General features: G+C 69.7%; 20 protein-coding genes. 11 read left to right on the forward strand and 9 right to left on the reverse strand.

What is annotated here, in order from left to right; genetic code table 11:
• Positions 1-38: 38 nt before the first annotated feature.
• A complete protein-coding gene (locus tag ACG83_RS21270) occupies positions 39-911 on the reverse strand; it encodes an alpha/beta hydrolase (protein ID WP_235498071.1) in 873 nt (290 codons plus the stop codon).
• Positions 912-1,039: 128 nt separating this feature from the next.
• Between ACG83_RS21270 and ACG83_RS21275 the strand changes: the two genes are divergently transcribed.
• Entirely contained in the window at positions 1,040-1,780 is a 741-nt protein-coding gene (locus ACG83_RS21275) for a response regulator transcription factor (RefSeq protein ID WP_006542391.1), read from the forward strand.
• Between the two features lie 518 nt (positions 1,781-2,298).
• Positions 2,299-3,321, forward strand: coding sequence for a mycothiol synthase (gene mshD / locus ACG83_RS21280; RefSeq protein WP_054568026.1), 1,023 nt, complete (start codon positions 2,299-2,301; stop codon positions 3,319-3,321).
• Here mshD and ACG83_RS21285 read toward each other — a convergent pair.
• Positions 3,285-3,716, reverse strand: coding sequence for an STAS domain-containing protein (locus ACG83_RS21285; protein WP_054568027.1), 432 nt, complete (start codon positions 3,714-3,716; stop codon positions 3,285-3,287). The two genes, mshD and ACG83_RS21285, sit on opposite strands and share 37 nt — an antisense overlap.
• Positions 3,717-4,405: 689 nt before the next feature.
• Here ACG83_RS21285 and ACG83_RS46825 point away from each other — a divergent pair.
• Positions 4,406-5,044 (forward strand): hypothetical protein, encoded by a 639-nt coding sequence (locus ACG83_RS46825; protein WP_054568028.1) that lies wholly within the window; start codon positions 4,406-4,408, stop codon positions 5,042-5,044.
• Positions 5,045-5,196: 152 nt separating this feature from the next.
• On the opposite strand, the gene ACG83_RS21295 is transcribed toward ACG83_RS46825, so the two are convergent.
• From ACG83_RS21295 to ACG83_RS21305, 3 genes are all read right to left on the reverse strand, one after another.
• Positions 5,197-5,598 carry a hypothetical protein gene (locus ACG83_RS21295; protein WP_006542387.1) on the reverse strand — a complete coding sequence of 134 codons (402 nt, stop codon included), beginning with the start codon at positions 5,596-5,598 and terminating at the stop codon, positions 5,197-5,199.
• Positions 5,599-5,856: 258 nt separating this feature from the next.
• The gene (locus ACG83_RS21300) at positions 5,857-6,555 is read right to left on the reverse strand and encodes a pentapeptide repeat-containing protein (RefSeq protein WP_083473431.1); all 699 of its coding nucleotides are present in this window, start codon (positions 6,553-6,555) and stop codon (positions 5,857-5,859) included.
• Positions 6,556-6,635: 80 nt separating this feature from the next.
• Complete coding sequence (locus tag ACG83_RS21305) at positions 6,636-7,283, reverse strand: TMEM165/GDT1 family protein (protein ID WP_054568029.1); 648 nt, start codon at positions 7,281-7,283, stop codon at positions 6,636-6,638.
• 463 nt (positions 7,284-7,746) lie between these two features.
• Here ACG83_RS21305 and selA point away from each other — a divergent pair, with 463 nt between their 5' ends.
• The 3 genes from selA to ACG83_RS21320 all read left to right on the forward strand — a co-directional run bounded on the left by selA (position 7,747) and on the right by ACG83_RS21320 (position 11,717).
• Positions 7,747-9,411, forward strand: coding sequence for an L-seryl-tRNA(Sec) selenium transferase (selA, locus tag ACG83_RS21310; protein ID WP_054568534.1), 1,665 nt, complete (start codon positions 7,747-7,749; stop codon positions 9,409-9,411).
• A 487-nt stretch (positions 9,412-9,898) separates the two neighbouring features.
• Positions 9,899-10,405: a hypothetical protein gene (locus tag ACG83_RS21315; RefSeq protein ID WP_054568030.1), complete on the forward strand. Its 507-nt coding sequence runs from the start codon at positions 9,899-9,901 to the stop codon at positions 10,403-10,405.
• A gap of 310 nt (positions 10,406-10,715) precedes the next feature.
• Positions 10,716-11,717: a CoA ester lyase gene (locus tag ACG83_RS21320; protein WP_063793165.1), complete on the forward strand. Its 1,002-nt coding sequence runs from the start codon at positions 10,716-10,718 to the stop codon at positions 11,715-11,717.
• A gap of 515 nt (positions 11,718-12,232) precedes the next feature.
• Here the strand turns inward: ACG83_RS21320 and ACG83_RS21325 are convergent.
• The 3 genes from ACG83_RS21325 to ACG83_RS21335 form a co-directional block, all read right to left on the reverse strand.
• Positions 12,233-13,420 carry a CaiB/BaiF CoA-transferase family protein gene (locus ACG83_RS21325; protein ID WP_054568031.1) on the reverse strand — a complete coding sequence of 396 codons (1,188 nt, stop codon included), beginning with the start codon at positions 13,418-13,420 and terminating at the stop codon, positions 12,233-12,235.
• 533 nt (positions 13,421-13,953) lie between these two features.
• On the reverse strand, positions 13,954-14,673 hold the full coding sequence (locus ACG83_RS21330; RefSeq protein WP_054568032.1) for a hypothetical protein: 720 nt from the start codon (positions 14,671-14,673) through the stop codon (positions 13,954-13,956).
• A 287-nt stretch (positions 14,674-14,960) separates the two neighbouring features.
• Complete coding sequence (locus tag ACG83_RS21335) at positions 14,961-16,745, reverse strand: hydantoinase B/oxoprolinase family protein (RefSeq protein ID WP_054568033.1); 1,785 nt, start codon at positions 16,743-16,745, stop codon at positions 14,961-14,963.
• A gap of 330 nt (positions 16,746-17,075) precedes the next feature.
• Between ACG83_RS21335 and ACG83_RS21340 the strand changes: the two genes are divergently transcribed.
• The 4 genes from ACG83_RS21340 (at position 17,076) to hpnH (ending at position 23,179) form a co-directional block, all read left to right on the forward strand.
• On the forward strand, positions 17,076-18,725 hold the full coding sequence (locus tag ACG83_RS21340; RefSeq protein WP_054568034.1) for an NAD(P)/FAD-dependent oxidoreductase: 1,650 nt from the start codon (positions 17,076-17,078) through the stop codon (positions 18,723-18,725).
• Positions 18,726-19,748: 1,023 nt separating this feature from the next.
• A complete protein-coding gene (locus ACG83_RS21345) occupies positions 19,749-20,222 on the forward strand; it encodes a peroxiredoxin (RefSeq protein ID WP_054568035.1) in 474 nt (157 codons plus the stop codon).
• A 576-nt stretch (positions 20,223-20,798) separates the two neighbouring features.
• Positions 20,799-21,170 carry a hypothetical protein gene (locus tag ACG83_RS21350; protein ID WP_006542369.1) on the forward strand — a complete coding sequence of 124 codons (372 nt, stop codon included), beginning with the start codon at positions 20,799-20,801 and terminating at the stop codon, positions 21,168-21,170.
• A 1,010-nt stretch (positions 21,171-22,180) separates the two neighbouring features.
• Positions 22,181-23,179, forward strand: a complete 999-nt coding sequence (gene hpnH / locus ACG83_RS21355; protein WP_006542368.1) for an adenosyl-hopene transferase HpnH — start codon at positions 22,181-22,183, stop codon at positions 23,177-23,179.
• 112 nt (positions 23,180-23,291) lie between these two features.
• On the opposite strand, the gene ACG83_RS21360 is transcribed toward hpnH, so the two are convergent.
• Positions 23,292-24,152, reverse strand: a complete 861-nt coding sequence (locus ACG83_RS21360; RefSeq protein ID WP_054568535.1) for a helix-turn-helix transcriptional regulator — start codon at positions 24,150-24,152, stop codon at positions 23,292-23,294.
• Positions 24,153-24,580: 428 nt separating this feature from the next.
• Between ACG83_RS21360 and ACG83_RS21365 the strand changes: the two genes are divergently transcribed.
• Complete coding sequence (locus ACG83_RS21365; protein WP_054568036.1) at positions 24,581-24,820, forward strand: hypothetical protein; 240 nt, start codon at positions 24,581-24,583, stop codon at positions 24,818-24,820.
• The last annotated feature ends 192 nt before the right edge of the window (positions 24,821-25,012 follow it).

The following is a 25,012-nucleotide window of genomic DNA, read 5'->3' on the forward strand; positions in this document are numbered from 1 at the left end:
CTCGCCTGGTCGCCCGGGTGCTCGCGCCTGGCCGGCGGTCACCGGGTCGGTGCGGGACCGGTCTCCCGCGCCATCCGTCGCGCGCACTGCGCCCACTCCGGGCGACCGGCGAGCAGATCGGGCAGGTGTGCCCCGATCCGATCGACCAGCCCCGGGACGACGCCGGCCTCGGCGTGCCCGAAACCGGGCACGAGCCACAGCTGCCCGGTGTCGCCGGCGGCGGCCGCCAGCGCACGTGGATGTTCCACAGTGAAGTACGCATCGCGGTCACCGTGCACGATGAGGACAGGGGTTGGCGCGATCCGCCCGATCACCTCGACGGGCGAGGCGGGCACGGCCGGCCAGGGGTCCGTCGCGATCCGCACTCCGAGCCCGACCCGGGCGGCGACCCGCCCGGGCGCCGTCTCGGCGAACCAGTGGATGCGCCGCATGGGCGCCGTGTCGCGGACGAACCACCGGCTCGCCGCGCTGACCGAGACGACTGCGTCAGGCCGGTGCCGAAGCCGGTGTCCGTGTGTGACCTCCCCGGAGATCGCGATGCCGGCGTGCCGCAGAACGGCGGCGCCACCCATGGACCACCCCATCGTGACCACCTTCTGGTAGCCCATGCGACGTGCCTCACCCACGGCCGCGTCGACATCCAGGACCTCGCGGTCCCCGAAGGTGCAGGTGCCCGTCGACCTGCCGTGACCTCGAAGGTCCATGGACAGCACACCCACGTGCCGGCGCAGTTCCTCTGTTACAGCACGCAGCGCAGGCCGCCCGATCGATCCGGAGAAGCCGTGGGCGACGACCACGCAGACGGCGTCATGCCCTGTCACCGCGGGGTCACGATGAAGCAGCTCCGTGGCCAGGATCTCAGCGTCTGCGGTGGGAAGAAGTCGATAGACCGTAGGAGCGGAGTAGGGCACTCCGCTATCCTCCCCTGCAGACCGGTACTCGTTTCATGCCCATGACGGTCGTGGAACGTAGGACACCGGAGACAAGGATCGCCTGGGTCGACGCTGCCCCAACACACATCGCACCTGGAGGAGCCGTCTTGAGCGTCGTCCTGTTGCTCACCAACGCCCCCGGTCCGTCGGCCGAGTCCTTCCCGTCCCTTGGCCTCCTCACCCACACCGTCCGTGTGGCGCCGTTGGAGGCAAGCGCACTGCTCGACGCACCTCCAGTCGATGTGATCGTCGTTGACGGCCGCCGCGAGCTCGTCATCGCGCGGGGCCTGTGCCGGCTGCTGCGCACGACCGGGCTCACCACCCCGCTGCTGGCGCTGGTCACCGAGGGTGGCCTCGCCGCGGTCTCGGCGGACTGGGGCGTCGACGATGTGGTGCTCGACACGGCCGGGCCGGCCGAGGTGGAGGCTCGTCTGCGGCTTGCCATCGGGCGGGTCGCGGCCGCGGGCGGTACGGCAGAGGCCGGAGTGATCCGGTCCGGTGACCTCTCCGTCGACGAGACCACCTACTCCGCCAAGCTGCGGGGCCGTCCGCTCGAGCTCACGTTCAAGGAGTTCGAGCTGCTGAAGTACCTCGCGCAGCACCCGGGGCGGGTCTTCACCCGCGCACAGCTCCTGCAGGAGGTCTGGGGCTACGACTACTACGGCGGCACCCGGACGGTGGACGTGCACGTCCGCCGGCTGCGCGCGAAGCTCGGCCCCGAGCACGAGGCAATGATCGGCACTGTCCGTCACGTCGGGTACAAGTTCGTCGCCCCGCCGATCTCGCCGCTGCCCGACACCGCCAACCGCCTGGATCGGGACGACATCCGCACTCCCGAGCGCGTCTGACCGGTCCGCCACCTCGACGCACGACCAGTACCACCGCACCGCTGGCGCCCGCTCAACGACCGGTGCCGGCGCAGCATCACCAGCTCCAACGCGCAGACAGCGAACCGTGCTGAGAACCGCGCGCACCGGGAAGGGCCCGGTGGCCGTCCGGAGAACGGCTACCGGGCCCTTCCGGCGTGTTCGGGGTCCGAGGCCTTGGCCCGTCGGCCCTTCGCCCGGCCACGCTTCGCCTGGCCGCGACGCTCCCCGGCACCCGGCCTCCTGCTCCGGCCGTGCACGCGCTCCGGCCGTGCACGCGCCGGCTGATCGGCGGACCCCACCCGCTGCGCTGGCGACATGCATCAGGACGGGCCCGGTAACCTGCCGGTTACCTGATGACATCGACGCCTTCGCACCCCGGCGGCTCCGCTCGCGCACGACGGCCAGCCCCCACCGACACTGCTCACTTTGACAGTGCATATTTCGACAGCTCACTTTGACGGTGCATGTTTCGACAGCGCACTGGCTAGCGTTGAAACATGACCTCGCTGAGCTGGCTCGACACCCTCGACGCGACTGACGTGGCGGCCATCACCGAACTGCTGACGAGCGCGGAGCAGGTCGACGGCAACGGCGGGATCTCCGAAGATGTGCGCCTCACCCTGCGGCCGGGCGGGAGCCCCGGTGGTGTGGCCCACCTGGTCGCGCGGGACGGATCGACGATCGTGGGCTTCGCCGCGGTGGGCGGGGACCCCTCGGAGCGGCAGGCCGAGCTGGTCGTCCACCCCGATCATCGCCGCGCCGGAGTCGGCAGCGCGCTGGTGCGGGAACTGTCCGCGGCGGTGGCCGGGTCGTCGCAGCTCAACATCTGGGCCCACGGCGACGCACCGGCAGCCGCGGCGCTGGCAGGCAGTGCCGGCTTCGAACGGGCGCGGGTACTTCTCCAACTGCGCCGCCCCCTGATCGCGGCCAGCAGCGCAACGCCCGGCAGTGCAACGGCCGGCAGCGCGACGACCGGCAGCGCAACAGCCGCGGCGGACGACGACCTGCCGAGCCCGACCGTCCCCCCGGGTTTCACCCTCCGGACCTTCGAGGTGGGCAGGGACGAGGAGGCCTGGCTCGCGATCAACGCGGCGGCATTCGCCACGCACCCCGAGCAGGGCCGCTGGACGATGGACGACCTGCGCGCCCGCGAGGCGGAACCATGGTTCGACCCGGCCGGCTTCTTCCTCGCCGAACGGAACGGTCAGCTGGTGGGATTCCACTGGACGAAGGTTCACCCCATCGACCCGATGCCCGCCGGGGACCCGCAGGCGGCGCCGGGACCGATCGGTGAGGTCTACGTGGTGGGCGTCGCACCCGACGCGGGCGGCGCGGGCCTGGGCCGGATTCTCACGATCGCCGGCCTGCGACATCTGCGGGATCTCGGCCTCGCCACGGTGATGCTCTATGTGGACGAGGACAACGATCGCGCGGTCCGGCTCTACACCCGCCTCGGTTTCCATCGCCATACCGCCGACGTCTCCTACCAGCGGGTCGCCCCGGGGCGTGATCGAGGCTGACCGGCGAGAGTCGGCTGCCCGGTGCGAACCGGCTGCCCCTGGGCCGGCGCCACCGGCGAGTGGGCCGGCGCCACCTGCGAGCCGTGGTCGACATCGATCACGGTGGTCAGATTCGTCACGGAGAGCAGCCGGTAGGCGTTCTCGTTGAGATTGCGCAGGATCAGGCGCCCACCGGCCGACCGCTGCCGCTGGTGGGCGTAAAGGATCACGGCCAGCCCCTGTGAGTCCAGGAACGTGACCTCACGAAGATCGACGACGATCTCGCGGACACCGGCGATCCGCGCGTCTAGCAGTGCCTGCCGTAGCGGTTCCAGCGACGAGTAGTCGATCTCGCCTTCCGGGTGCACCACGACGGCATCTCGGCCGGTCACTTCCACACGCACGCTGGGGACCATGGCTCCGGTCGGCCGGACGATGGTGCGAGGCGGGAAGCCCGGCCGAGCTGGCCTCCCGCGGCGCGACGCGCTCCGGACAAGCGCGATCGCCCAGCACCTACCCCGGGGGTATCGGCCTCACACCAGGTTCAGGGGTGGGTTTTCCCGGCATCTGCTCTTTACGTCATCACCGGCCCGGCTTCACCAGCTCTGTTCGCCGCCCGTTCGCGCCGCCGGCCGTTCCCAGTTCGCCTGCCGTTCCCAGTTCGCCTGCTGTTCCCTGTTCGCCTGCTGTTCGCCGTTCAACGACCGGTGGCCCTTCGTGTTCGCCGGACGGCGCGGTGGACACCTGATGCGGAAGGTGACCGTTCCGGCTGGTCGCGGCGCAATGGCACCGTTGCTCCACCGGACGTGCTCCACCGGACGCGGCACGGCTTACCCGACCCGCTTGTCCGACGCGGACGAACAGCGAAGCCCACCGCACCGCCGCGCCTTCACCGCGCGCTTTCGTCCTGTCCGCTCGTCCTGCCCACAGGTCACCCGACAAGTCCCGGACCCGAAACCTGCGATATATACCTCATCGACACATTGGCACCATCAGGCCGGCCAGAAACTCCCCGTCTCGCGGGGTGTTATGACCAGAAACACCGTGAGAGCGTCCTCGGTGAACAGCTATTCCGCGAATTCCTGCCACGCGAGGAGAAGGCACGATGTCACGACCAGGAACACCAGCACAACCGGGCTCATCTGGTACGTCACGGGATGCCGGCAGCGATCTCGGCGGGCGAGATCTGACGACCGAACCGCGCGAGATCACGGTCTTCGTCGGCCGGACGGACGGTGCCGCGATCACCGTGGCCGCGGCGGCCCGCTCGCCCGATCAGGATCCGGCCCGCGCCCAGGCTCCAGAGGAGTGTGGGGCGCGGCCGGCCGAGGACGAGAACCAGCTGCTGGTCCGGCTCCGTATCGCCGCGGCCGACCCCGGCCCCACGACGTCCGCCGATCTCGAGTCGGACGAGGTCCGCCGCATCGTCGACCATCTGCTGGCGCTCGACACCGCATGGAAATCGATGGCCGGCGAGAGCGACACAACCGGACCCGCCGAGCCCGCGCGTTCGCCTCTGCCTGTCAGCGGGAGCGCCGAGGGCTTCGAAGGCGGCACACGGATCACCATCGTGGCCGCCGAAGGCACGACGGCCGGTGGTCTGCGCCATGCGCTGGCCAGCGTGCCTGCCAGCGCGCGGCTGCGGGACTTCAGCACCGACGCCGAAGTCGTTCTCGTCTTCGACGACACCCCCCGTCAAGGCGTCGACCCCACAGCGACACCGGCCATCACCGGCCCGGCCTAGGCCAGCCCACACGGCAGGCCTGGCACCGCGACTGGTCCGGCCACCCTGGCCGCAGTCCTGCCGCCCAGCCCGCCTCGCCCCGCCCCGGCTGCCGGGCGGTGGCGAGGCAGGACGGCCGCGCAGGGATCGGCGCCGGTGCCGGACGGTGCGGATCAGCCTCTGGCAACGCTGGCGCGCCGTGCCTCCAGTTCGGCACGGTCGGCAACCCAGTACGGGCCCTCGTCCTCGACCATGTCCGCCATGATCACATGATGGTGGCCTTGATGGCCGGAGGGCAGCAGGCAGGTCATCCCGTCGACGCGGCAACCGGGAGCGGTGATCGTTCTGGGGGCGGACCAGGACAGCCAGACCTCCTCACTTCCCCACCCCTGCAAAACGGCCATGTGGTTGTCCGGGTGGCCCTCCTGCAGCGCGCAGGTCACCTCACTGGGCACCTCGTAGGCCGCTCCCGGCACATCATCAAGCCGTACGACTATGTCCTCGGGCACACGCTGCCAGGCTCCGCAGCCGCCCTCCTCTGTGATCATTTCCTCGTCGTCCCCTCCGCTCTCCATCGGCAATACCCGGCGCCACACGCTAAATCAGACACCTAAGACACACTTCGTGTCCACATAGCCACAAGCGCGCTCGACGCACCGATATAAGCACGCACCGTCGGGAGGCCTCCCAGCAGGGCTAATTCGCCCTTTTTCTGTGCTGTCGCGCCATTGAGCCGCTCCGAATTCTGATCCTGCCATCCAACGCCAACCCACCGACGCCGGCGCTCACGAGCACTACCAACTTTTCGGGCCTTACGGATCACTGGGAAACGTTCAGACCACGGATATTCCGAGTGCGGCAGCCATCGGCCCCGTAAGGGTCAGCAGGCTGTCGGCATCCACCTCCGCGTTGGTGAGGCCGGTCACGCCCACGGCACCGTCGAAGCGACAGCCGCGGAAGGACGCCGCCCTGATCGTGACATCGGTGAAGACGGCCTCCGTGAGGTCGCACTCCTCGAACCGCACATGATCGAGCCTGGATCCGGTCAGATCCAGCCGCGACAGGTCGCACCGGCTGAAGCGGGCCCGGCCCAGCGTGCACGACCGGAGCGTGACGTCGTCCGCCCGCACACCGTCCAGGACGACGTCGTGGAACTCGCCACGGATCCACACCGCCCCGGAGATCCTGCCACCGGTGATCTCGACCCTCGTGCCACCGCCCCCGTCGATCACAATTCCGGCGAGAACCGCCTGATCGACCAGGATGTCGCGCAGGTGCAGGCCAGCCAGCTCGCCCCCGAGAACACGGGTGGATGCCAGCACCGCGGATTCGATCCGGATGCCGCCCAGAACGTCGGCCTCCGGGTCGTCGGCAACCGCCGCCCCCAGGTCCTCGATGGTCCCACGGATGACCCGCGGCTGCCCCGGGCCACGGGTCGACCCGTCGGCCGGCAGGGATACTCCGGCCACGGACGGCCGCACGGGTTGCCAGGGATCGGACCTGCCTCGTCCCACCCGGGTTCGCTGAGTCATGGCCCGATTCTGATGGTGGCCCCGGTGCCGGCTCCGCAGGGTGTGGAGCCGGCGCGGATGTCGGGCGCCGGCCGGCTCGGTCAGCCGCGGATCGCGTCTATCAGTGAGATCACCGCCAGCACCGCGAAGGCGGTGGCGGCCACCCGGGTGATCAGACGCACCGACAGGACACGGAGAAGGCTACGGCCGCCCGCGATGGCCAGAGCTGCCACCGTCCACAGCGCGAGGACCGCGCCGATCCACACGGCCACCGGCGCGGAGTAGCGGGCAGCGAGGTTCGCGGTCGAGAACTGGGTGAGATCGCCGAGCTCCGCGACGAACACGACCACGAAGGACGTCGCCGCGACCCGCAGGAAACCGGACTTGCCGGCGTTGTCGGCCTCGGCAACGGCTTCGGCGGCGGCGACGTCACCGGCCGGTCCGCCCTCGGCCGCTCCGCCTTCGGCCTCGTCGTCGGGGTCCTCTCGCCCCTCCCTGAGGACAAGCACCGCGCCCAGGGCGAACAGCAGCGCCGCCACGATGTCGACCGCCCGGCCTGGCAGCAGCGAGATCGCGCTGCCGGCGGCGACAGCCAGCGTGACCTGCACGGCGAAGGCCGCGGCGACTCCGGCCCAGACGTAGAGGGGACGGAAGCGGCTCCCCAGGACGAGGCTCGCCACCATCGTCTTGTCCGGAAGTTCGGCCAGAAAGATCACGCCGAAGGTGACGAACGCGGCGGTGAGATTCACGGGCCCGGTAGTCCTCTCCTCGAGGCCGGGCCGGGACGGGAGCCGCCTTCGACCCGGCATGACAGCCAGATCGAAGGTCTCGCCCACCTGACGAAGGTCAGGCCCGGCGGCCGGGCTCGGAATCCGAGCCAGTATGTCGACACGCCGGACCGTGCTCAACCCAGCGCTCCGACGTCAGCACGGCCGGCGACCAGCCGCCAGACGGCGGCGTGGGCCGGACCGGGGCCGGAAATCGGGCTACCAGGTCACCACGGCGGGGCTACTCCCCTTCGGGAGGAGACATTACCGCCTGATGAGCCGTGGTGAAGGTTTTGAACCAGGTCAGACGAGACGACAGCAAGGCCACACGTAGGCGGTCCGCTGCGGAGCGCCGCCCATTCTTCACAGATCTGCCCCCTTAGCATCACTCAAGGTGATCGTCGAATCTGGTCGACCGTCCGTCGAGCCGACACGCTTCCTCACCATGCCCACCAGGCCGGGTGCCAGCGACGGTCATCCGACTGGCGCAAGCCAGACTGCCGGCCACGCAGCCAGCCAGCCGATCGGCTATCTGGACGACGCCGAGCCGAGACCGGCGTTGGTGGCCCCAGCCCGGCTGCCCGGGCACCTCCGCCCGGTGATCAACGCCACCGGCATCCTGCTGCACGACGGACTCGGCCGGGCGCCGCTCTCCCCCGAGGCCCGCACCGCGATCGACGCCGCCGCCGCGACCTGCGACGTCGAGCTCGATCTGGCGTCCGGGCGGCGCGGCCGGCGCGGCAACGCCGCACTGACCGCCCTGGCGGCCGCCGTCCCGGCGGCCCGCGCCGTGCATGTGGTCAACAACAACGCCGGCGCCGTCATGCTCGCCGCGATGGCGTTGGCGCCGGACCGGGAGATCGTCATCAGCCGCGGCGAGCTGGTCGAGACCGCGGACGGTTTCCGGCTCCCGGAACTGCTGGCCGCGACCGGTGCCCGGCTACGGGAAGTGGGCACGACGAACCGAACCACCCTGGGCGACTATGCCGACGCCATCGGCCCGCGAACCGGCTTCGTGCTCCGGATGCACCCGCCCAGCTTCCGGGTGGTCGGGCTGACGGCGAGGCCGGCGCTCAGTGATCTCGCGGAGCTGTGCGCCCGACGCGGAGTCCCCCTGGTCGGCGATCCCGGATCCGGTCTGTTGACACCCGACGAGACGCTGCCCGACGAACCCGACGCCTCCACCTGGCTACGCTGTGGCGCCAGTCTGGTCATCACCTGCGGCGACAAGCTCCTCGGCGGTCCGCAGTGCGGTCTCGTCCTCGGCCGCGGCGACCTGGTTGACCGGATGCGCAGGCATCCGCTGGCCCGCGCGCTGCGGGTCGGCAAACTGACGCTGGCCGCGCTCGAAGCCACCCTGCGGGGCGAGGACAACCCCGTCCGCCGCTCGCTGCGCGCGGATCCAGCCGAGCTCCGGACCCGCGCCGAGCGCCTGGCCGCCTGGCTGCGCAGGTCCGGCGTCCCGGCGTCGGCGGTAAGCAGCCGGGCGGTGGTCAGCTCGGATGGAATCGACGAGACAGGCGGAACGGGCACGCCCCCGCAGCGGGGCGGGGCGGGCCCGAAGGACCTGCGGGATGCGGACGCGGATGCCGGCGGACCCGCATCGATCGGCCCCGGCACGCCAGGCGGCCACGGCGGCCGCCTGGCCCACGGTGGGCATGGTGGCCACAACGGTTCGCCGGAATACGGGGCGGATGGTTGGAAGGACGGGCTGCCGAGCGCGGCCGTCGCCCTCGACGCGAGCCTCGCCGCGCTGCTGCGCCAGGGCCGGCCGGCCGTGCTGGGACGGGTGGAGCAGGGCTGCTGCCTGCTCGATCTACGGTCGGTGCCGGCGGATCTGGATCCGGTCCTGGCCGCGACGGTTCTTGCCGCCGCCACCGGATCCGCGCCCGTGGCAGGGATCAACGAGGCGCCGACCTCGCCGCCGGGCCGCTCCGGCTCCGCGGTGACGGCCCCGCACGCCCGCATCCGCGCCGGCACCAGCACCGACACCGGCGGATGGGCCCGGGTACCGGACTGGGCACGACGCACGGAACGTTCACCCGGTGCGGGCTGGCTCCCCCTGGTGGACGCCGGACCGGACACCGACGACGAGGTGACCCTCCATTGACATCCTCCTCCGCGTGAACGCGGAGGATTCCAACCACACGAAAACTGGTTCCCGTCGTTGAGGTTCGCGGTTCACGGCACCGGCCGCCCGGCCCCTCCCGGCACAGTCACCGCGCGCCCCGCGGCGATGTTCACAGCAGCGTTCACACCCGCGTTGCCCCGAAGCCCGCAGGCCACACCGGAACCGCGCTTGGCTCTCACGCGACCTCACGCCACCTGTTCCGCACAGAACGGGCATGCCCACGGTGCTCGTCCAGCGCGACCGCCTGCTCGGCAGACAGACAAAGCCGGAAACGGGACACACAAACCCTACGAAGGGATGTCCACATGGCTGCCAGGAAACCGGTGTCTCCCCGTGTCCAGACAGTTCCGCCACCGGGGACGCCGTCCGCAATGCCGATCCCGCCGAATCGGCGGTCCCCGCCCCGCTGGGCGGGAAACCGGATTCCTCCCCAGCCTGAAGGCCGGGGCATCCTCCGGGGACTTCGGTGAGCCGGGGGCTGCGGTGGGCGGCCGGGTTCGTCCTCATGACGCACGGTCTCGTGCATCTGCTGGTCTGGCCGGGCGCCCCGCTCGGGGCACCCGGCAGCGACGCCCGGCTTCGCTGGAACGGCACATCGTGGTCCTGGGAGCCGAGCTGGCTTCCTCCCGTGGCGATCAGGACCGTCGGCGGGGTGCTGCTCGCGGCAGCGGTCCTCGGTTTCCTGACGGCCGGGCTTGCTCTGCTCGGTCTGCCCGGGGCACGCCGGTTCCCGCTGCTGACCAGCGGGACCGGCGCGGTCTGTTCTCTGCTGATGTTCGGGCTGAGCTGGCCGGGCCTCGAACCGGACCCGTCCGAGTTCGCCACCGGACCGTGCCTGAGCACGGCGGTACTAGGCAGCGTCGGCCTCGCCCTCCTGCTCAGGAAATGGCCAGGCCTGCTGCGCGGCTGGCCCCACCGGCCGGCGGCGGGGAACCTTCCCGGCGCCCCGCCACCGACCAACCGCACCGCCTGACAGCGCAACCGCACGGCACGACGGGCCGGCCGCACCGCCTGACGGACAACCGCTCCGCTCGACGAGACAGCCGTCGGGTGCGGCACGGCTCAGCCGCGGGCCACGTACATCGCCGGCCGGCTCGCCGACGGCTCCCAAACGTTCCACTAGATAGAACGATGTTCCATATCTTCCATCTAGGAATGGATCCTCCTCCACTCGCACCACCAGGCCAGCCCCAACCCATGCGGCTGGCGCTACCCCGGCCAGGTCCCACCTCCCGTGAGAGCATGACTTCGGAACGGCGTCACACAGAGTGGAACATGTCCGCATGTCGATCAGAAGCTGGCTGTACGTACCGGGCAGCGATGCCACGAAGCTGGCGAAGGCACTCGACCGCGGCGCCGACGCGATCATCGTCGATCTTGAGGACGCTGTCCCGCCCAGCGGCAAGGACGCCGCCCGCGCGCTCGTCCGCGACTGGCTGCATACCCTCCCGGACCCGCCCGCCAGCGCCATGCCCGCCCGCGGCCCGCGCGCCGGCGGCCCGACGGCCGGCGCCACGGCAGCCGGCGGCATGGCTCCCGGCGGCACAGCTTCCGGCGGCACGGCAGCAGCCCGGCGGCCCGCCCGCCCGCGGATCTGGGTGCGGGTGAACCCCGGCAGCCTGCGCGCCCGCGATGTCGCCGCGCTCGCCGACGCCCCGAACCTCGACGGCCTCTGCCTCGCCAAGACCGACCACGCCGAAGAGGTCGCGGCCGTCGACGCCGAGCTCGCCCGAGCCGGTGCCACGGCGGCGGTCGCGCCGCTGCTGGAGACACCGGCCGCGATCACCCGCGCGGCGCAGATCGCTGCCGCGCCCCGGGTCCGCCATCTGCAGATCGGCGAGGCCGACCTGCGCGCCTGCCTCGGCGTCGAGCTCGGCCCGGACGAGTCGGAGCTGCTCGGGGTGCGCAGTCAGATCGTCCTCGCGAGCGCGGTGGCGGGCATCATGCCGCCCGTCGCGCCGGTCTCGGTCGTCTACAACGACCCCGACGGCCTGCGAACGTCCACCGACCGGCTGCGCCGGCTCGGATTCCTGGGGCGGGCCTGCATTCATCCGGCCCAGATCCCGGTCGTGAACGAGGTCTTCACGCCGGGCGCCGAGCAGGTGCGGCGCGCGCGTGTGCTCATCGAACGGTTCGAGGCGGCCGGCGGCGCGGCGGCGGCCGGCGACGGCAGCATGGTCGACGAGGCGGTCATCCGCGGTGCGCGCCGCGTCCTCGCCACGCACCTCGCCCTGAGCGATCCCAGCAGAAGCCCCGGCAGCGGCCCCGGCACAGGGCAGCTCTGACCGACGAGCAGCCCTGGCCGACGAGCAGCCCCGACCGAGTCGGGTAGGTACAGCGGGCCACCTCTGACACAAAGAGCTGAGGATTTCGGTCGTTCTGACGCCCGTCGCAGAATCGCGAGCTTCGGACCTCCATCGCCACCGCTATTTCCGAGCGAGAAGTAAGTATTTTGGCTGCTGGAGCGACCAAAACCCTTACTTCTTGCGGATTGCCAAGTGACTCCGAGCACCGTTTAAACCTATTAGTGTGAATTGCTGCACTGTACGGCGCGGATCCGCGGCGGATCGCCGTGCGGCGAGTGGCACGCACCGCCAGGGTCAGCAGATCCTGCCCGGCAGCAGCTGGCCGACCTTCGGGGTCGTCGGCAGGGCGCGCACAGCCACGGCCACCGCGAGCGCCTCGGCGGGGGTTCGGACCCGCTCCGCGCTCCGCGGTGCACATCGCGTCAGGCGCCACCGTGATCTTCTCCGCGAGGGCCCGCCGGCGTGGCACCGTCGCCAGGCTAGATCGACCACGCTCACAGAACACCTTCTTCCCGCAGTTTGGCGATCTCGTCGGCGGACATGCCCAGCCGTTCGGCCAGCACGTCCGCGGTGTCGGCTCCGACCGCCCGGCCGGTCCAGCGGATCTCGCCGGGGGTGGTGGAGAGCCGGAACAACAGGTTCTGCATCTTCAGCGGACCGAGATCCGGGTCGTCGACCGTCGTGATGGTGTCGAGCGCCTGGTACTGCGGGTCCGCGAGCACGTCGGTGACGTCGTAGATCGGGGCGACGGCGGCCTGCGCCTCGGTGAAGGCCGCGCTCACCTCGTCGAGGCTGCGCTGGGCGATCCACCCGCCGACGGCCGCGTCGAGCTCCTCGGCGTGCTGCGCCCGCCCCGCCCCGGTCGCGAACCAGGGCTCGTCGATCACCTCGGGGCACCCGACCAGCCGCATCACCCGCTCGGCGATGGTCTGCGCCGAGGTCGACACGGCCACCCAGCGACCGTCGGCGGTGCGGTAGGTGTTGCGCGGCGCGTTGTTGACGGACCGGTTGCCGGTCCGCTCGTGGATCAGGCCGAGCTGGTCGTAGACGGTCGGCTGCGGGCCGAGCAGGGTGACCAGCGGCTCGATGATCGCGAGGTCGATGACCTGGCCGACTCCGGTGGACGCCCGACTGTGCAACGCGGTGAGGATCGCGCCGTAGCAGGTCAGGGCGGCGATCCCGTCGGCGAGGCCGAAGGGGGGCAGGGTCGGCGGCCCGTCCGGCTCACCCGTCATCGCGGCGAAGCCGCTCATCGACTCGGCGAGCGTGCCGAAGCCGGGCCGACGGGCGTACGGGCCGAACTGGCCGAAGCCGGTGACCCGGGCGATCACGAGCCGCGGGTTGATCTCGTGCAGGACGTCCGGCCCCAGCCCCCAGCGTTCCAGGGTGCCGGGACGGAAGTTCTCGATCAGCACGTCGGCGCCGGCCACCAGGCCACGGAGGATCTCCGCGCCTTCCGGGCGGCCCAGGTTGAGCGTGACCGCGCGCTTGTTGCGCCCGAGCATCTTCCACCACAGGCCCACACCGTTCTTCGAGTGCCCGTGGGTACGGCTCGGGTCGCCCTTCTCGGGATGCTCGATCTTGATGACCTCGGCGCCGAAGTCGCCAAGCACGGTCGCCGCGAGCGGACCGGCGAACAGCGTCGAGCAGTCCAGAACGGTCAGGTCCGAGAGCGGCCCCATCGCTACTCCGTTCCATCAGTCGAAATTGCGTTCCAAACCCGTAACAGTCGGATCCGCCGCGGGAAAGTCGCCGGACAGCAGCACCCGATGTGTCAGTGCCCACGCCCGAAGCACGCGACAACACCCCCGTGGCAACAGCGGCCACCCCGCGGCGGCAACAGCAGCGACGCCTGCGGCAACACCCCCACGGCAACCGCAGCGACCCCTGCGGCGACACCGCCGCGGCACGACCATGGGCAGGCGGAAATCCGGCTCGGGCCACCCCGAACCGGATCGAGCTCCGGTCAGATCAGCGCCCGGGGAGGGTCGTCGCCCACTCGCCGGCGAGCACTTTCGCGACCATCGACACACCCGCCTTGCTCCCGCAGTACCCCGACCAGCCCGGCTCCGTCCGACCGGTCGGCGAAGGTCGAGCTGGTGCGGGTAGCTCGGCGGGGCCACGCCGAGGCGGGCGTAGGTGGCCAGGTCCTCCTCGCGGATGCTGTCGGGCATCCGCTGCTGGACACCGATCGGCTGCCCGGACGGGTCCCGCCTCAGGTCAGGGACAACGCCGAAAGCTCGCGGTTGAGGTTGGCCCGGGCGGCCGGTTCCCAGTGCCGGCGGGCCCAGGCCGTCGCGTAGATCGGGCCGTCCAGCAGGTGCCGCAGCACGGCACCACGGCCGGCGGCCCAGGCGTCGCCGCCGGCCCAGGAGTACTCCAGCCGCACCCGGCGGACATAGTGGTCGTAGGACTGCGCGGGGCGGGCCAGCACCCGCAGGTCGGCGTCGTTCACGAACGCCTCGTCGACCGAACGCGAACCGTGGCCCGCGGTGGCCTCCACCAGCCGGCACACGTCGGCGATCACCCCGGCCGGGCAGCCGAGGCCGCCGAGGACCTCAGCGGCCAGATCGGCTGACAGTCGCTCGTTGTCGCGGGCGCGCGAGTCGTACACGGCATCGTGGAAGTGCACCGCGAGCAGGCAGACCGCCGGATCGACCCCGGCGGCCTGCGCACGATCGGCGGCGATCAGCAGGTGGAAGGCCGCGGTGGTCTCCGCCACGTGACGCAGCGTGTGGTAGTGACGGCCGGGTTCCCGGTAGCGCCGGACGAGATCGACGAAGGCCGCCACCCGCTCTCCCGCCTCGGCACTGGCCCCGACGGTCAGTAACGCTCCGTCGAAGGCTCTGGCCAGGGGCGAGCGCGGAGCGCGGCCTGGTTCGCCCGGATCGGCCCACCCGGCCATCGCCGTGCCGACACCGAACTCGGCTTCCATCCGTGCCTCCCGGTGCCTGGTGTCCCGGTCGGGCCACTGCCTTTCCCATCTCGATCGTGAACGCCGAGTGCCGATTTCGCAGCCGATTGCGTGGATCCGCCGATCACACCTTTGGCTCATCGTTTGCTACATGACACGTTGCCGTAGTCGAACACGTGTGCGAAGGTGGGCGCGTGGCAGTTCAGATAACGATTGACGATCAGACATACACTCTGCGTGATGAGGTCGACCCCGAGGAACTCCGGCGGCGCGTCGCGCAGGCCCTGTTCCGCTGCGAAGTCGAGCAGCTACACCTCGTCGGCGGGAAGCGGGTGCTCGTCAACTGGCGCTCCGTCCGCTTCGTCCAGGTCAGTGTCGTCACTTTTGGTGACGACATGGCCGGTGACGCCACCGCCACCGACGCCGCCGCCGGAACCACCGGCGACACCATCCGCAGTACCGTCACCTGACGGCGGCGGGCCCCATCCACCACCACCAGGAGTACGGAGAGTGACCACTGCGCCGGCTGGAAGCTGCCGGCTCGCCTTGGGCGGGAGCGGAACCCCGTCGACGTCGTTGTGGCCGACCGCACCCGGTTCCCCGCCGGCGATCCCACCCGGCGCATGCCGCCGCCGATCACTCAGCACCGACAGCGTCGCCGGTTCCAGGACCCGCACCGAGCGCACGAGCCCCGCGCCCCCGGCATGCCGGCCGCGCCCACCGGTTCCGTCGGCCAGCTCGTAACGCTCCACCCGTAGCGGGTACTCCAGTTCGAGTGCCTCGATCGGGGTGTTGAGGGTGTTCGTCATCCCCACGTGCACTCCGGACGGGCCCGGCCCCCGGGCGGACGCACCCTGGCCGCCGCCCAGGGTCTCGTAGTAGGTCCAGGTGGCTCCGCCGATCACCAGGTTGTTCATCGTCCCCTGCCCGGGGGCCGGCAGCACGGCGGCCTCGGAAAGCGCGACGGTCTCGGAGATCGCCGCGGGCAGTGCCTCCGACTCCGATGCCCCGGCCGCATCCGACGTCCCGGCCGAACCTGCATCCGCCCCTGTCGCCAGGCGCAGGGCCGCGAGCACGGTGTCGGCGATCCGCTGCGACGTCTCGACGTTGCCGGCCACGACGGCGGACGGCCGCCGCGCGTCCACCAGCGAGCCGGGCTCGGTCACCACGGTCAGCGGGGCGTAGGTGCCGTCGCCGGTCGGGACGTCCTCGGGCAACAGCACCCGCAGCGCGAAGCAGCAGGCCGAGCGGGTGACGGCGCGCGGGCAGTTGACGTTGCCGCGAACCGCCGGGGAGGTCCCGCTGAAGTCCACCGTCATGCTGTCGCCCGCGATGACGACCGCGACCCGCAGCGCGATGTCCCGGTCGTCGACTCCGTCGCCCTCCAGCTCGCTCTCCACCCGGTACACACCGTCGGGCAGGCTCGCGATCACCGCCCGGCTGCGCCGCTCGCCGTAGCGGAGCACCTCGGCGAACGACTCCAGCACCACCGACCCGCCGTGCCGGTGAGAGAGCTCGGTGAGCCGGGTCTGCGCCAGGCCGGCCGCCGCCGCCTGCGCGCGCAGGTCACCGCGCCGCAGATCAGGCGTCCGCGAGTTGGCACAGATGAGATCGAGCACGTCCGTCTGCCACTGACCGGCTCGGACGAGACGGATCGGCGGGATGATCAGACCTTCCGCGAAGATCTCGGTCGAGTCGGCGGGCATGGAGCCCGGGCGCATCCCGCCCATGTCCGAGTGGTGGGCACGGGTGGCGGCGTAGCCGACGACCTCGTCACCGAGCAGCAACGGGGATACCAGAGTCACATCCGGCAGATGGTTGCCGCCGGAGAACGGGTCGTTGAGCACCCACACGTCACCGGCCTCCGGCCCACGCTCGGCGACCACCCGCACGGACTCGTACATCGCGCCGAGATGGACGGGCACGTGAGCGGCCTGCGCGATCATCCGCCCGCGGGCGTCGAAGAGCGCCGCCGAGCAGTCCCGCCGCTCCTTGATGTTGGACGAGTAGGCACTGCGGACCAGCAGCGTCCCCATCTCCTGCGCGATGCCACCCACCGCACTCGACAACACCGCCAGGGTCACCGGATCCATGCCCCCAGCTTCCCACCCCGCGCCGCGGCCGAGCCGAGCCCACCGAGGAAGTCAACATCCGGAGCACAAGACCAGGTGACAGGATCCAGACCAACAAAGCGCCCCAATAAGACCATACGGACAGATCAGGCCAAACACCTAAGTTAGATCAATCCCCGCCAAACACCACAATGCACCGTCCACTTCGTATTGATTTCTCATTTATCTAGACCAACGGACGGATAAGTGGTTCAGTACGCGATTAGGACGAGGCCTGAGGGTCTCGGGCGCCCGCGGGCGCGACAAGATCCGTCAATCGTCTCCGGATAGCTGCGTCCAGGGAGCAACGCAATGAGTGAGTACGACTATTCGGTCGCCATTCTCGGCAGCGGCATCGCCGGCTCAACACTGGCCAACATCCTCGCCCGCCATGGTCACAGCGTGGTACTCATCGACAGCGGCACACACCCGAGATTCGCACTGGGGGAATCGACGATCGGAGAGACGACCTATCTGCTGAAACTCCTGGCCAAACGGTTCGACGTCCCGGAACTCGGCCACGTCAGCAGCTTCGAGGGAGTCCGTCGGCACGTCTCCTCCGCCTGCGGAGTGAAACGAAACTTCGGCTTCGTCTACCACCGGGAGGGGGAGATCCAGAACCCGGAGGAGGTGACGCAGTGTAGCGTTTCGGAGTTCCCGAACGGCCCCGAGATGCACATGCACCGCCAGGACATCGACTCCTACCTCTTCTACTCCGCGGTGCGGCACGGTGCGCATCCTCGACAGCGGACCTTCGTCGACCGCGTGGAGATCACCGACAGCGCGGCGATCCTGCACACCAGGGCCGGGGAACAGCTGCGGGTCCGCTACGTCGTCGACGCGTCCGGGCGCAACTCCGTGCTCGCGAACCAGTACGGCCTGCGCGAGGATCCCTGCCGCTTCCGGAGCCACTCACGGACGCTGTTCACCCACATGGTCGGCGTCACCCCGTTCGATCACGTCACCCGGCCGAGCGGCCAGCCGACGCCCTGGTATCAGGGCACGCTGCACCACCTGTTCGACGGTGGCTGGCTGTGGGTGATCCCGTTCGACAACCACGAAGGCGCCACCAACCCGTTGTGCAGCGTCGGGCTCAACCTCGACACACGCCGGTTCCCGAAGCAGCCCGGAGTCGGCGCGACCGAGGAGTGGCAGGCCTTCCTCGACCGCTTCCCCAGCGTCGCCCGCCAGTTCGAGCACGCGCGGCCGACCTGGGAGTGGGTCTCCACCGGGCGCACCCAGTACTCCAGCACCCGCACCGTCGGCGATCGCTGGGCCATGATGAGCCACGCCGCCGGTGCCATCGACGCCCTGTTCTCCCGCGGCATGGCGAACACGATGCAGGTGATCTACTCGTTCGCGCCGCTGCTCATGGAGGCTCTCGCCGACGACGACCTCTCGGCCGAGCGCTTCGCCTCCGTCGACCAGCTCAACCAGACCATCCTCGACGTGAACGACCAGCTGGTAGCCGGCTCCTACACCTCCTTCCGCGACTTCGATCTGTGGCGGGCCTGGTCGAAGGTCTGGTTCATGGGCTGGAACCTCGGGATCGCCCGCATCGTCGGCACCTACTTCGCCTACGAGGAGAGCGGCGACCCGGCGCTGTTCGACCGGCTGTTCGACGCACCCTTCCCCGGCACCTTCTGCCCCGACCTGCCGGAGTTCCAGGACCTGTTCCGCCGGCTCGGCCTGGTCATGGAGGACGTCGAGCAGAACCGGACGACACCGGGGGCGGCGGTGGAGCAGCTTGCCACACTGCTCGGCTCGGCGGACTTCCTGCCGAGTCCGCTGCGGCTCGGGGACGTCCTGCGCCGGTGGCATGACGGCTCGTTCGAAGCACAGCGCCGGATGTACGAGTGGGGCCGGACGACCTCACCGGAGCCGATGCGCCGGTGGTACGGCTACGACCTCGAGGCGTTGCTGGCCCGCAGCGGTGGCGCTCCGGCGCCGGCGGCGCTCTGAGGACTGCTACTGACGGCGACCAGATCTGGCCCAGGGTGCGGCCGGTGCCAAGCGCCGCTCCCGCCCTGGGCCCGTCCGGCACGCTGCCGGACAGCGCCCTCTGCCGCTCCTGCCCACCGCCTGGGCAGGAGCTTTTCTCTGTTAACCGGGAACCAATCCCCGCTGCCGCACCGGGCCGGCCGCGCCAGCGTGAACAGTGGACGTATTCCGCGCCATTCCGCGCCGCTGCGCTCCGACAGGAACGTCGGGATCGACACCTGTTCTGCGCCAGAGCGCAGATTCGAAGCGCGGGCCGCCGGCGTTTCCCGCCTGCACCCATGACACCGATCCCGGGGACAGGCGTGCCCGGCACCCGTGAATCCACCCACAGCGCTCGGAAGATCTGACACAGCTCCACCGAATCTGGCAGACCGGTCCCGAGATCCATTCCAGGCCGCCACGGAGTTCCGCTCTGGATTCTCCCAGCCACGCCGCACCGCACGGGCCGGGCCGGATTGGTTCGGGGCTATTGCCGCTCCGGCCGGGCCTTTGGTCCCACAACATGAGCACAATGGCAGACCCTGGCGGGCATCGCGACTCGGCACACCGGGAGAATGCCAGCGACACAGCTTCCCGGGCCACCACCAGGAGTGCGGGATCAGGGGGCGCCGATGACATCAGCTTTACGTCACCGGCATGGTGGCATAATTCGACGGTCACCCACGACGGGCACCGGCGCTCGGGCCGCCTCGTCACGGGTACCACGTCCGAGCGCAACCGAAGGAGCCAGATGGCCGAGCTTGCGGGTGGATCCCGCAACTCCCCTGCGGCCCACCCATGGCGCGGCCCCGAACGTTGCGCGGTTCCCACCTCCCCTGCAGGTCCCAGACTCCCCGTACGTCCACCATGCCCGGGCTCCGGGCGGCCGAAGCGTTGTCGCCTCACCCATCGGGCCCCCGCCGCCCGTCGGCCTGCCGGCGGTCTCCCAGGCGGGTCCGACGATGGCACGAGCACACTCGGCCACAAAGAAAGGGTGATCTCCAGATGGCAACTCCCGCGGTCGGCCAACCGGCTCCCGACTTCACTCTTCCCGGCCTGATGCTCAACGGCCCAGAAGCGCTCCGGTCGGACTTCACCCTCTCCCAGGAGAAGGGCCATCCGGTCGTCCTCGCGTTCTACCCCGGCGACAACACCCCGGTCTGCACGAAGCAGCTGTGCTCCTATACTGCGGGCATCGAGGTGTTCCGCGGTCTCGGGGCACCGGTCTGGGGAATCAGCCCACAGGGGCTTGACAGCCACGAGGAATTCGCCCGGTCGCACTCGCTGGGGTTCCCGCTCCTGGCCGACACCGAGCGCACGGTCGTCAAACAGTACGGCATCGCCCTGCCCGGGCTGGGCCTGCGGCGTTCGGTGTTCGTTGTCGACGGGGACGGCGTGCTGCGTTGGAAAGAGGTCGGATTGATCGGCATAACCTATTCAAACGTCGACACGATCGCTGCCGCGCTCGCCAAGCTCTGACCGGCCCGGACCGCACACCCGATGTTCCCCCGGACAGTCACCACCTGACCGGGCGGCTGCGATGTCTGGCAGTTCTGGTGCCGGCGGTTCCGGTGTCTCGATGTCATCTCCTTCCGGCTCTCGTCAGCCGCCGGGCCTGTCACCGCGACAGGCCCGGCTCCGGACAGCCGGCACCGCTTCAACCACCCCACACCACTCCTGACCTGCGGTTATGGAATTGAAGGCAGCAAACCTACAGCGCTCTCAATATGCAGGCTCGCGATACCTCACCCACCTGGTCGACCAACCAGTGTGCAATGCACGCCATAACTGCACGGGCCGGATGCACCTGAATTCTGGTGGAATGGTGCCGGCAGGTACCTGCGAGTTGGCATTGCCGGGAGAGAGGGCGTCTACGGCATGGCGCTCGAAGACCCGGAGAGTGCTCCCATTTTCAAGTGGGGCGAAATGCGAAGAAGGCTCGGGACCTGGTGGTTCGCACGAGAGGACCGGCTCGCCGAAGACGACCATCCCGCAGACGACGGAGGCAGTGACGAACCTGCCAAGGACAAAACCAAAGATCAAGTGGGAGGCGACATGAACAGCGTGGACATCGCGCTGAAGGAATGCCTGGAGATCGAGGGTGCCACCGGAGTCGCACTCGTCGACTTCACCAGTGGAATGACCCTCGGCAAGCTCAGCAACATCCATAACTTCGACCTGGAGATTGCGGCTGCGGGCAACACCGAGGTCATCCGCTCGAAGATCCGCACGATGGAGAATCTGGGCCTGCAGGACACCATCGAGGACATCCTCATCACCCTCGGCAGGCAGTACCACCTGATCAGGCTGCTCAGCAGCCACACCGGGCGCGGGCTGTTCATCTATCTGGTGCTCGACAAGAGCCGGGCCAACCTTGCGATGGCTCGCCACCGCCTACGCTCCATCGAGTCGCGTCTCGACATGTGACGTCGTCCCACTCGACGACCGGCTGCCGCCGAGGCCACCCCACCGAGGGCATGGCCTCGGTGGCAGTCGGCTTTTCGGGGGCCGCACAACGCGACCACCTTCTCGGACCACGCGCTAGACCACTCCCGTAGTCCGTCACGGTCGGCCTACCACCGCCACGGCCACAGCCGGGGCCGAGGAGGCACGAACCCGAGACCGGAGCCGGGCATGGACCCGAAACCGGGGCCGGGGCCACAACGGCGCCACAGCCCCACGACACCGCTCTTGCCGGCTGCATACACGCCGACGGCCAGCTGCCGCCCGCCGGACCGGCCCCGACGGGCACCCCCGTCCGGTCATCGACGCCGAAGCGCCTGGCTAGCTGGACAACGGGGCTCCGCCGTCGAGCATGACCGCGGCAGGTCCGACCCACGCCCCTCCTGAGCGGGCACTTCAGACCGGTGGTCGCGGCTGCCGGCACGCCCGGCGCTCGTTACCGGATGGCACGGTGGCCCCACCACCCGATGGCCCGGCACCATTGGGCGCGACGAGATTCCGTCGATCTTGTTACGGTCGTTCCAGTCGACGTGCCTCGCGGGGACCCCATACCGACCGGACGCACCGCCGCTTTCCACCGGTCCACGCGCAGGCAGGTCGAAGGTCCAGGAATCACGACCGGCCGCACGACGGCCCTGGCCGCAGTCCGACGGGCCCAGGGTCCTGGCTGGAATACGAACGTGACACCTGCTCCGGTGGCCGGATGTCACGTCTCGCCCCGGCACGCGGCAGTTGCTGGACAACAGAACCGACGAAGGACGATCTCGCACCAGCCGGTTAAGTAGATCTCAATGAAGAATTTTCCTGGGAATTAGATTAGGTGCCTACCTAGACTGACAGGAGCGGTAAGGCATCGCCGATGATCCTTTTCCATCCCGCATCCGTCGGGCACTGTTGCGGCAGGTCAGAGCCGACAACGGATAAGGATCACTCCACCCACCAGGCGAACATAGATCACCACCGGAAGGGTGAAAATGAGCATTCCGCGGCGTCAGGCGATCAAGATCGGTGCCTATCTGCTGAAGCAGAAGATCGCACGTCGGGACAAGTTCCCGATCACTTTGGAGCTGGAGCCGCTTTTCGCGTGCAACCTCTCCTGCGAGGGCTGCGGAAAGATCCAGCACCCGGCGGACGTCCTCCGGCAGCGGATGCCGGTGGACCAGGCGCTGGCCGCCGCCGACGAGTGCGGCGCGCCCGTCGTCTGCCTGGCGGGCGGTGAGCCACTCATGCACCCGCAGATCGAGCAGATCGTGGAAGGCCTGGTCAAGCGCAAGAAGTTCATCTACCTCTGCACGAATGCGCTGCTGCTGCCCCGCAAGATCGACAAGCTGAAGCCGTCGCCGTACCTGTCTCTTGCGGTGCACATCGACGGGCTTGAGGAGCGCCACGACGAGTCTGTCGCGAAGCAGGGCGTGTTCGCACAGGCCGTGGACGCCATCAAGGAGGCGCAGCGCCGCGGCTTCCGGGTGACGACCAACACGACGTTCTTCAACACGGACACCCCGCAGACCGTTATCGAGGTCCTGGACTTCCTGAACAACGACCTCAATGTCGACGGGATGATGCTCTCGCCCGCGTACGCGTACGAGAAGGCCCCCGAGCAGGACAAGTTCCTCGGAATCAAGGAGACCCAGGAGCTCTTCCGCAAGGCCTTCGCCGAGGGCCGACGCAACCGCTGGCGGATCAACCACTCGCCGATGTTCCTGGACTTCCTCGAAGGCAAGGTGGACTTCCCCTGCACCGCCTGGGGGATTCCGTCCTACTCGCTGTATGGCTGGCAGAAGCCCTGTTATCTGATGGGCGACGGCTACGCCAAGACCTACCAGGAACTGCTGGACACCACCGACTGGGAGTCGTATGGCCGCGGCCGCGACCCGCGTTGCGCGAACTGCATGGCGCACTGCGGTTACGAGCCGACGGCGATCGCGGCGACGCTGAGCTCGTTGCGGGAGTCGATTCGCGCGACCCGCTGAGCCACCCGCCCGGCAGGGGTGGCGGTCGACCTCGGTGATGGCGGCCCGGCTCCCTGCTCAGTGGCCGACGACCGCCTCACCGTGGTCCCGCCTGCCGGGCTGCCACGGCGTCTCAGACCCCGCGCGGGTGCTGCTTCTTCAGCCGCTCGATCAGCGCGATCGTGACCTGCTCCGACCGCGCCATCGCTCCCCAGCCCTCGATGAAGAGGCCGTCGTAGCTGAGCCCCACCCAGCGGCCCGTCAGCCGGTCTCCGTGCGGATGCAGCGACATGAACAGCGTTCCCTTCGACCGCACCGGACCGTCCATCGCCGTGTACCAGCCCATGACGATCTCGTTGTCGAAGACGCGGAGCTCCCCCGACCACAGGTAGCCGCCCTCCTCCAGCGCCAGGCCGCGCGAGATCGCCGCGATGGTGAGGTGGTCGCCGGCCTGATCGACGTTGACCTCCTGCGAGGAGTGGATCTCCTCACCGTCCCGGAAGGTCTGCCAGGACGTCCACCAACGGCCGGCGAGGTCACCGCGGACCTGGCCCGGTATACCGGCCAACGCGGCCCGCGACGCGGCGGGCACCGGTGCGTTCTCCATCGTCGCCGACGCGACGGCCGCAGACCCGACGGCTACGGGCGCGACCATCGCGGGCGCGACCGCTGCCGCGCCGCCTCCGACGATGAGCTGTCGACGATTCGTGATGTCCACCTCCTGCGGAACCTCCCTCCACGTGACGCCAGCCTGGCCTCCCTTGTCCTCGAGCCACGCGTGGCGCCGTAGCTCGACGAGCGTGCCGCCGGCGTTCAGCTCCGCGTCGATAGCGGTGATGAGCGACTGCGACGGAACACCCAACAGGCCACGTTCGGCCTTCGAGAGATAGCTCGGTTGGTACCGCACCCGGTTGGCGAGCTGGGCCTGGCTGAGCCCGGCGGCCTTCCTGTACTGGACGATGGCGCCCAGCAGACTGGCGAGACAGGGTTGCATGTCCCGTACATCGTCCACCCGGGACCCCCGGTTCTGGCCCGTGGTCGGCCGCGTCCAACCGGTCTGACTGTTTTCACACCCCTGCATTCGAAACACCACTCCCCCGGTCCACGGACGTTCGTGCGCTGATCTCCCATTCTGATGGTGCCATGCGACCCGGTTCTGCCCGATGACCCTTATTCGGCGTGCCGGTGGCTCTGCGTCGCTTCTTCCCCATGACTGCAGTATGACGACTCTCACACCCTCCCCTTGTGGTCCGTCTTCAGGGACCGTCGGTGCAAGCGGAAGGAGGATGCGATCCAGCAGTCACCGCACCTTGACCGGAGCATCGACATGGCGAAGAGCAACCGGCACGCCGAGGACATCAGCGGAAACTCCCCGTATTCCTCTAGCGAAATTAGACTTTTCCTGGGCGGGGCGAGGCGAACATGACCACGCCGAGCCCACTTCACCCTCCGTCGGAGGAAAGCTGGCGGCACGCCCAGGCGGTTATGGGGAGGAAGTGGCTGGCGCCGACCGCCTACGCGGTCGTGTTCGTGGACACCTCAGGCTCTCCCACGTCCGTCGTGGGCACCTTTCCCGGGCCGATGTCGGCGGAGATGTACGGGCGAATCGTGGGAGTCGACTTCCGGGTCGTCCGGGTGCATCCCTCAAGCCCGCCCCCGTGAGCCTTCGGGGCATGCGGCGCAGCGGACGCGGTGAGCCCGGGTGGCACCCGGCCGGCGCCGCGCCATCGGCGCCGGCCGGGCCCAGGGGCACCCCGCCGGGCCCAGGGGCACCCCGCCCGAGTCCGGGGCTACCCCGCCGAGCCCGAGGGCGAAGCCGAGCCCACGACCGAAGGCGGGCTCGACCCCAAGCCT

Origin of the sequence: Frankia sp. R43 (assembly GCF_001306465.1) — a bacterium.
Lineage (GTDB): Bacteria > Actinomycetota > Actinomycetes > Frankiales > Frankiaceae > Parafrankia > Parafrankia irregularis.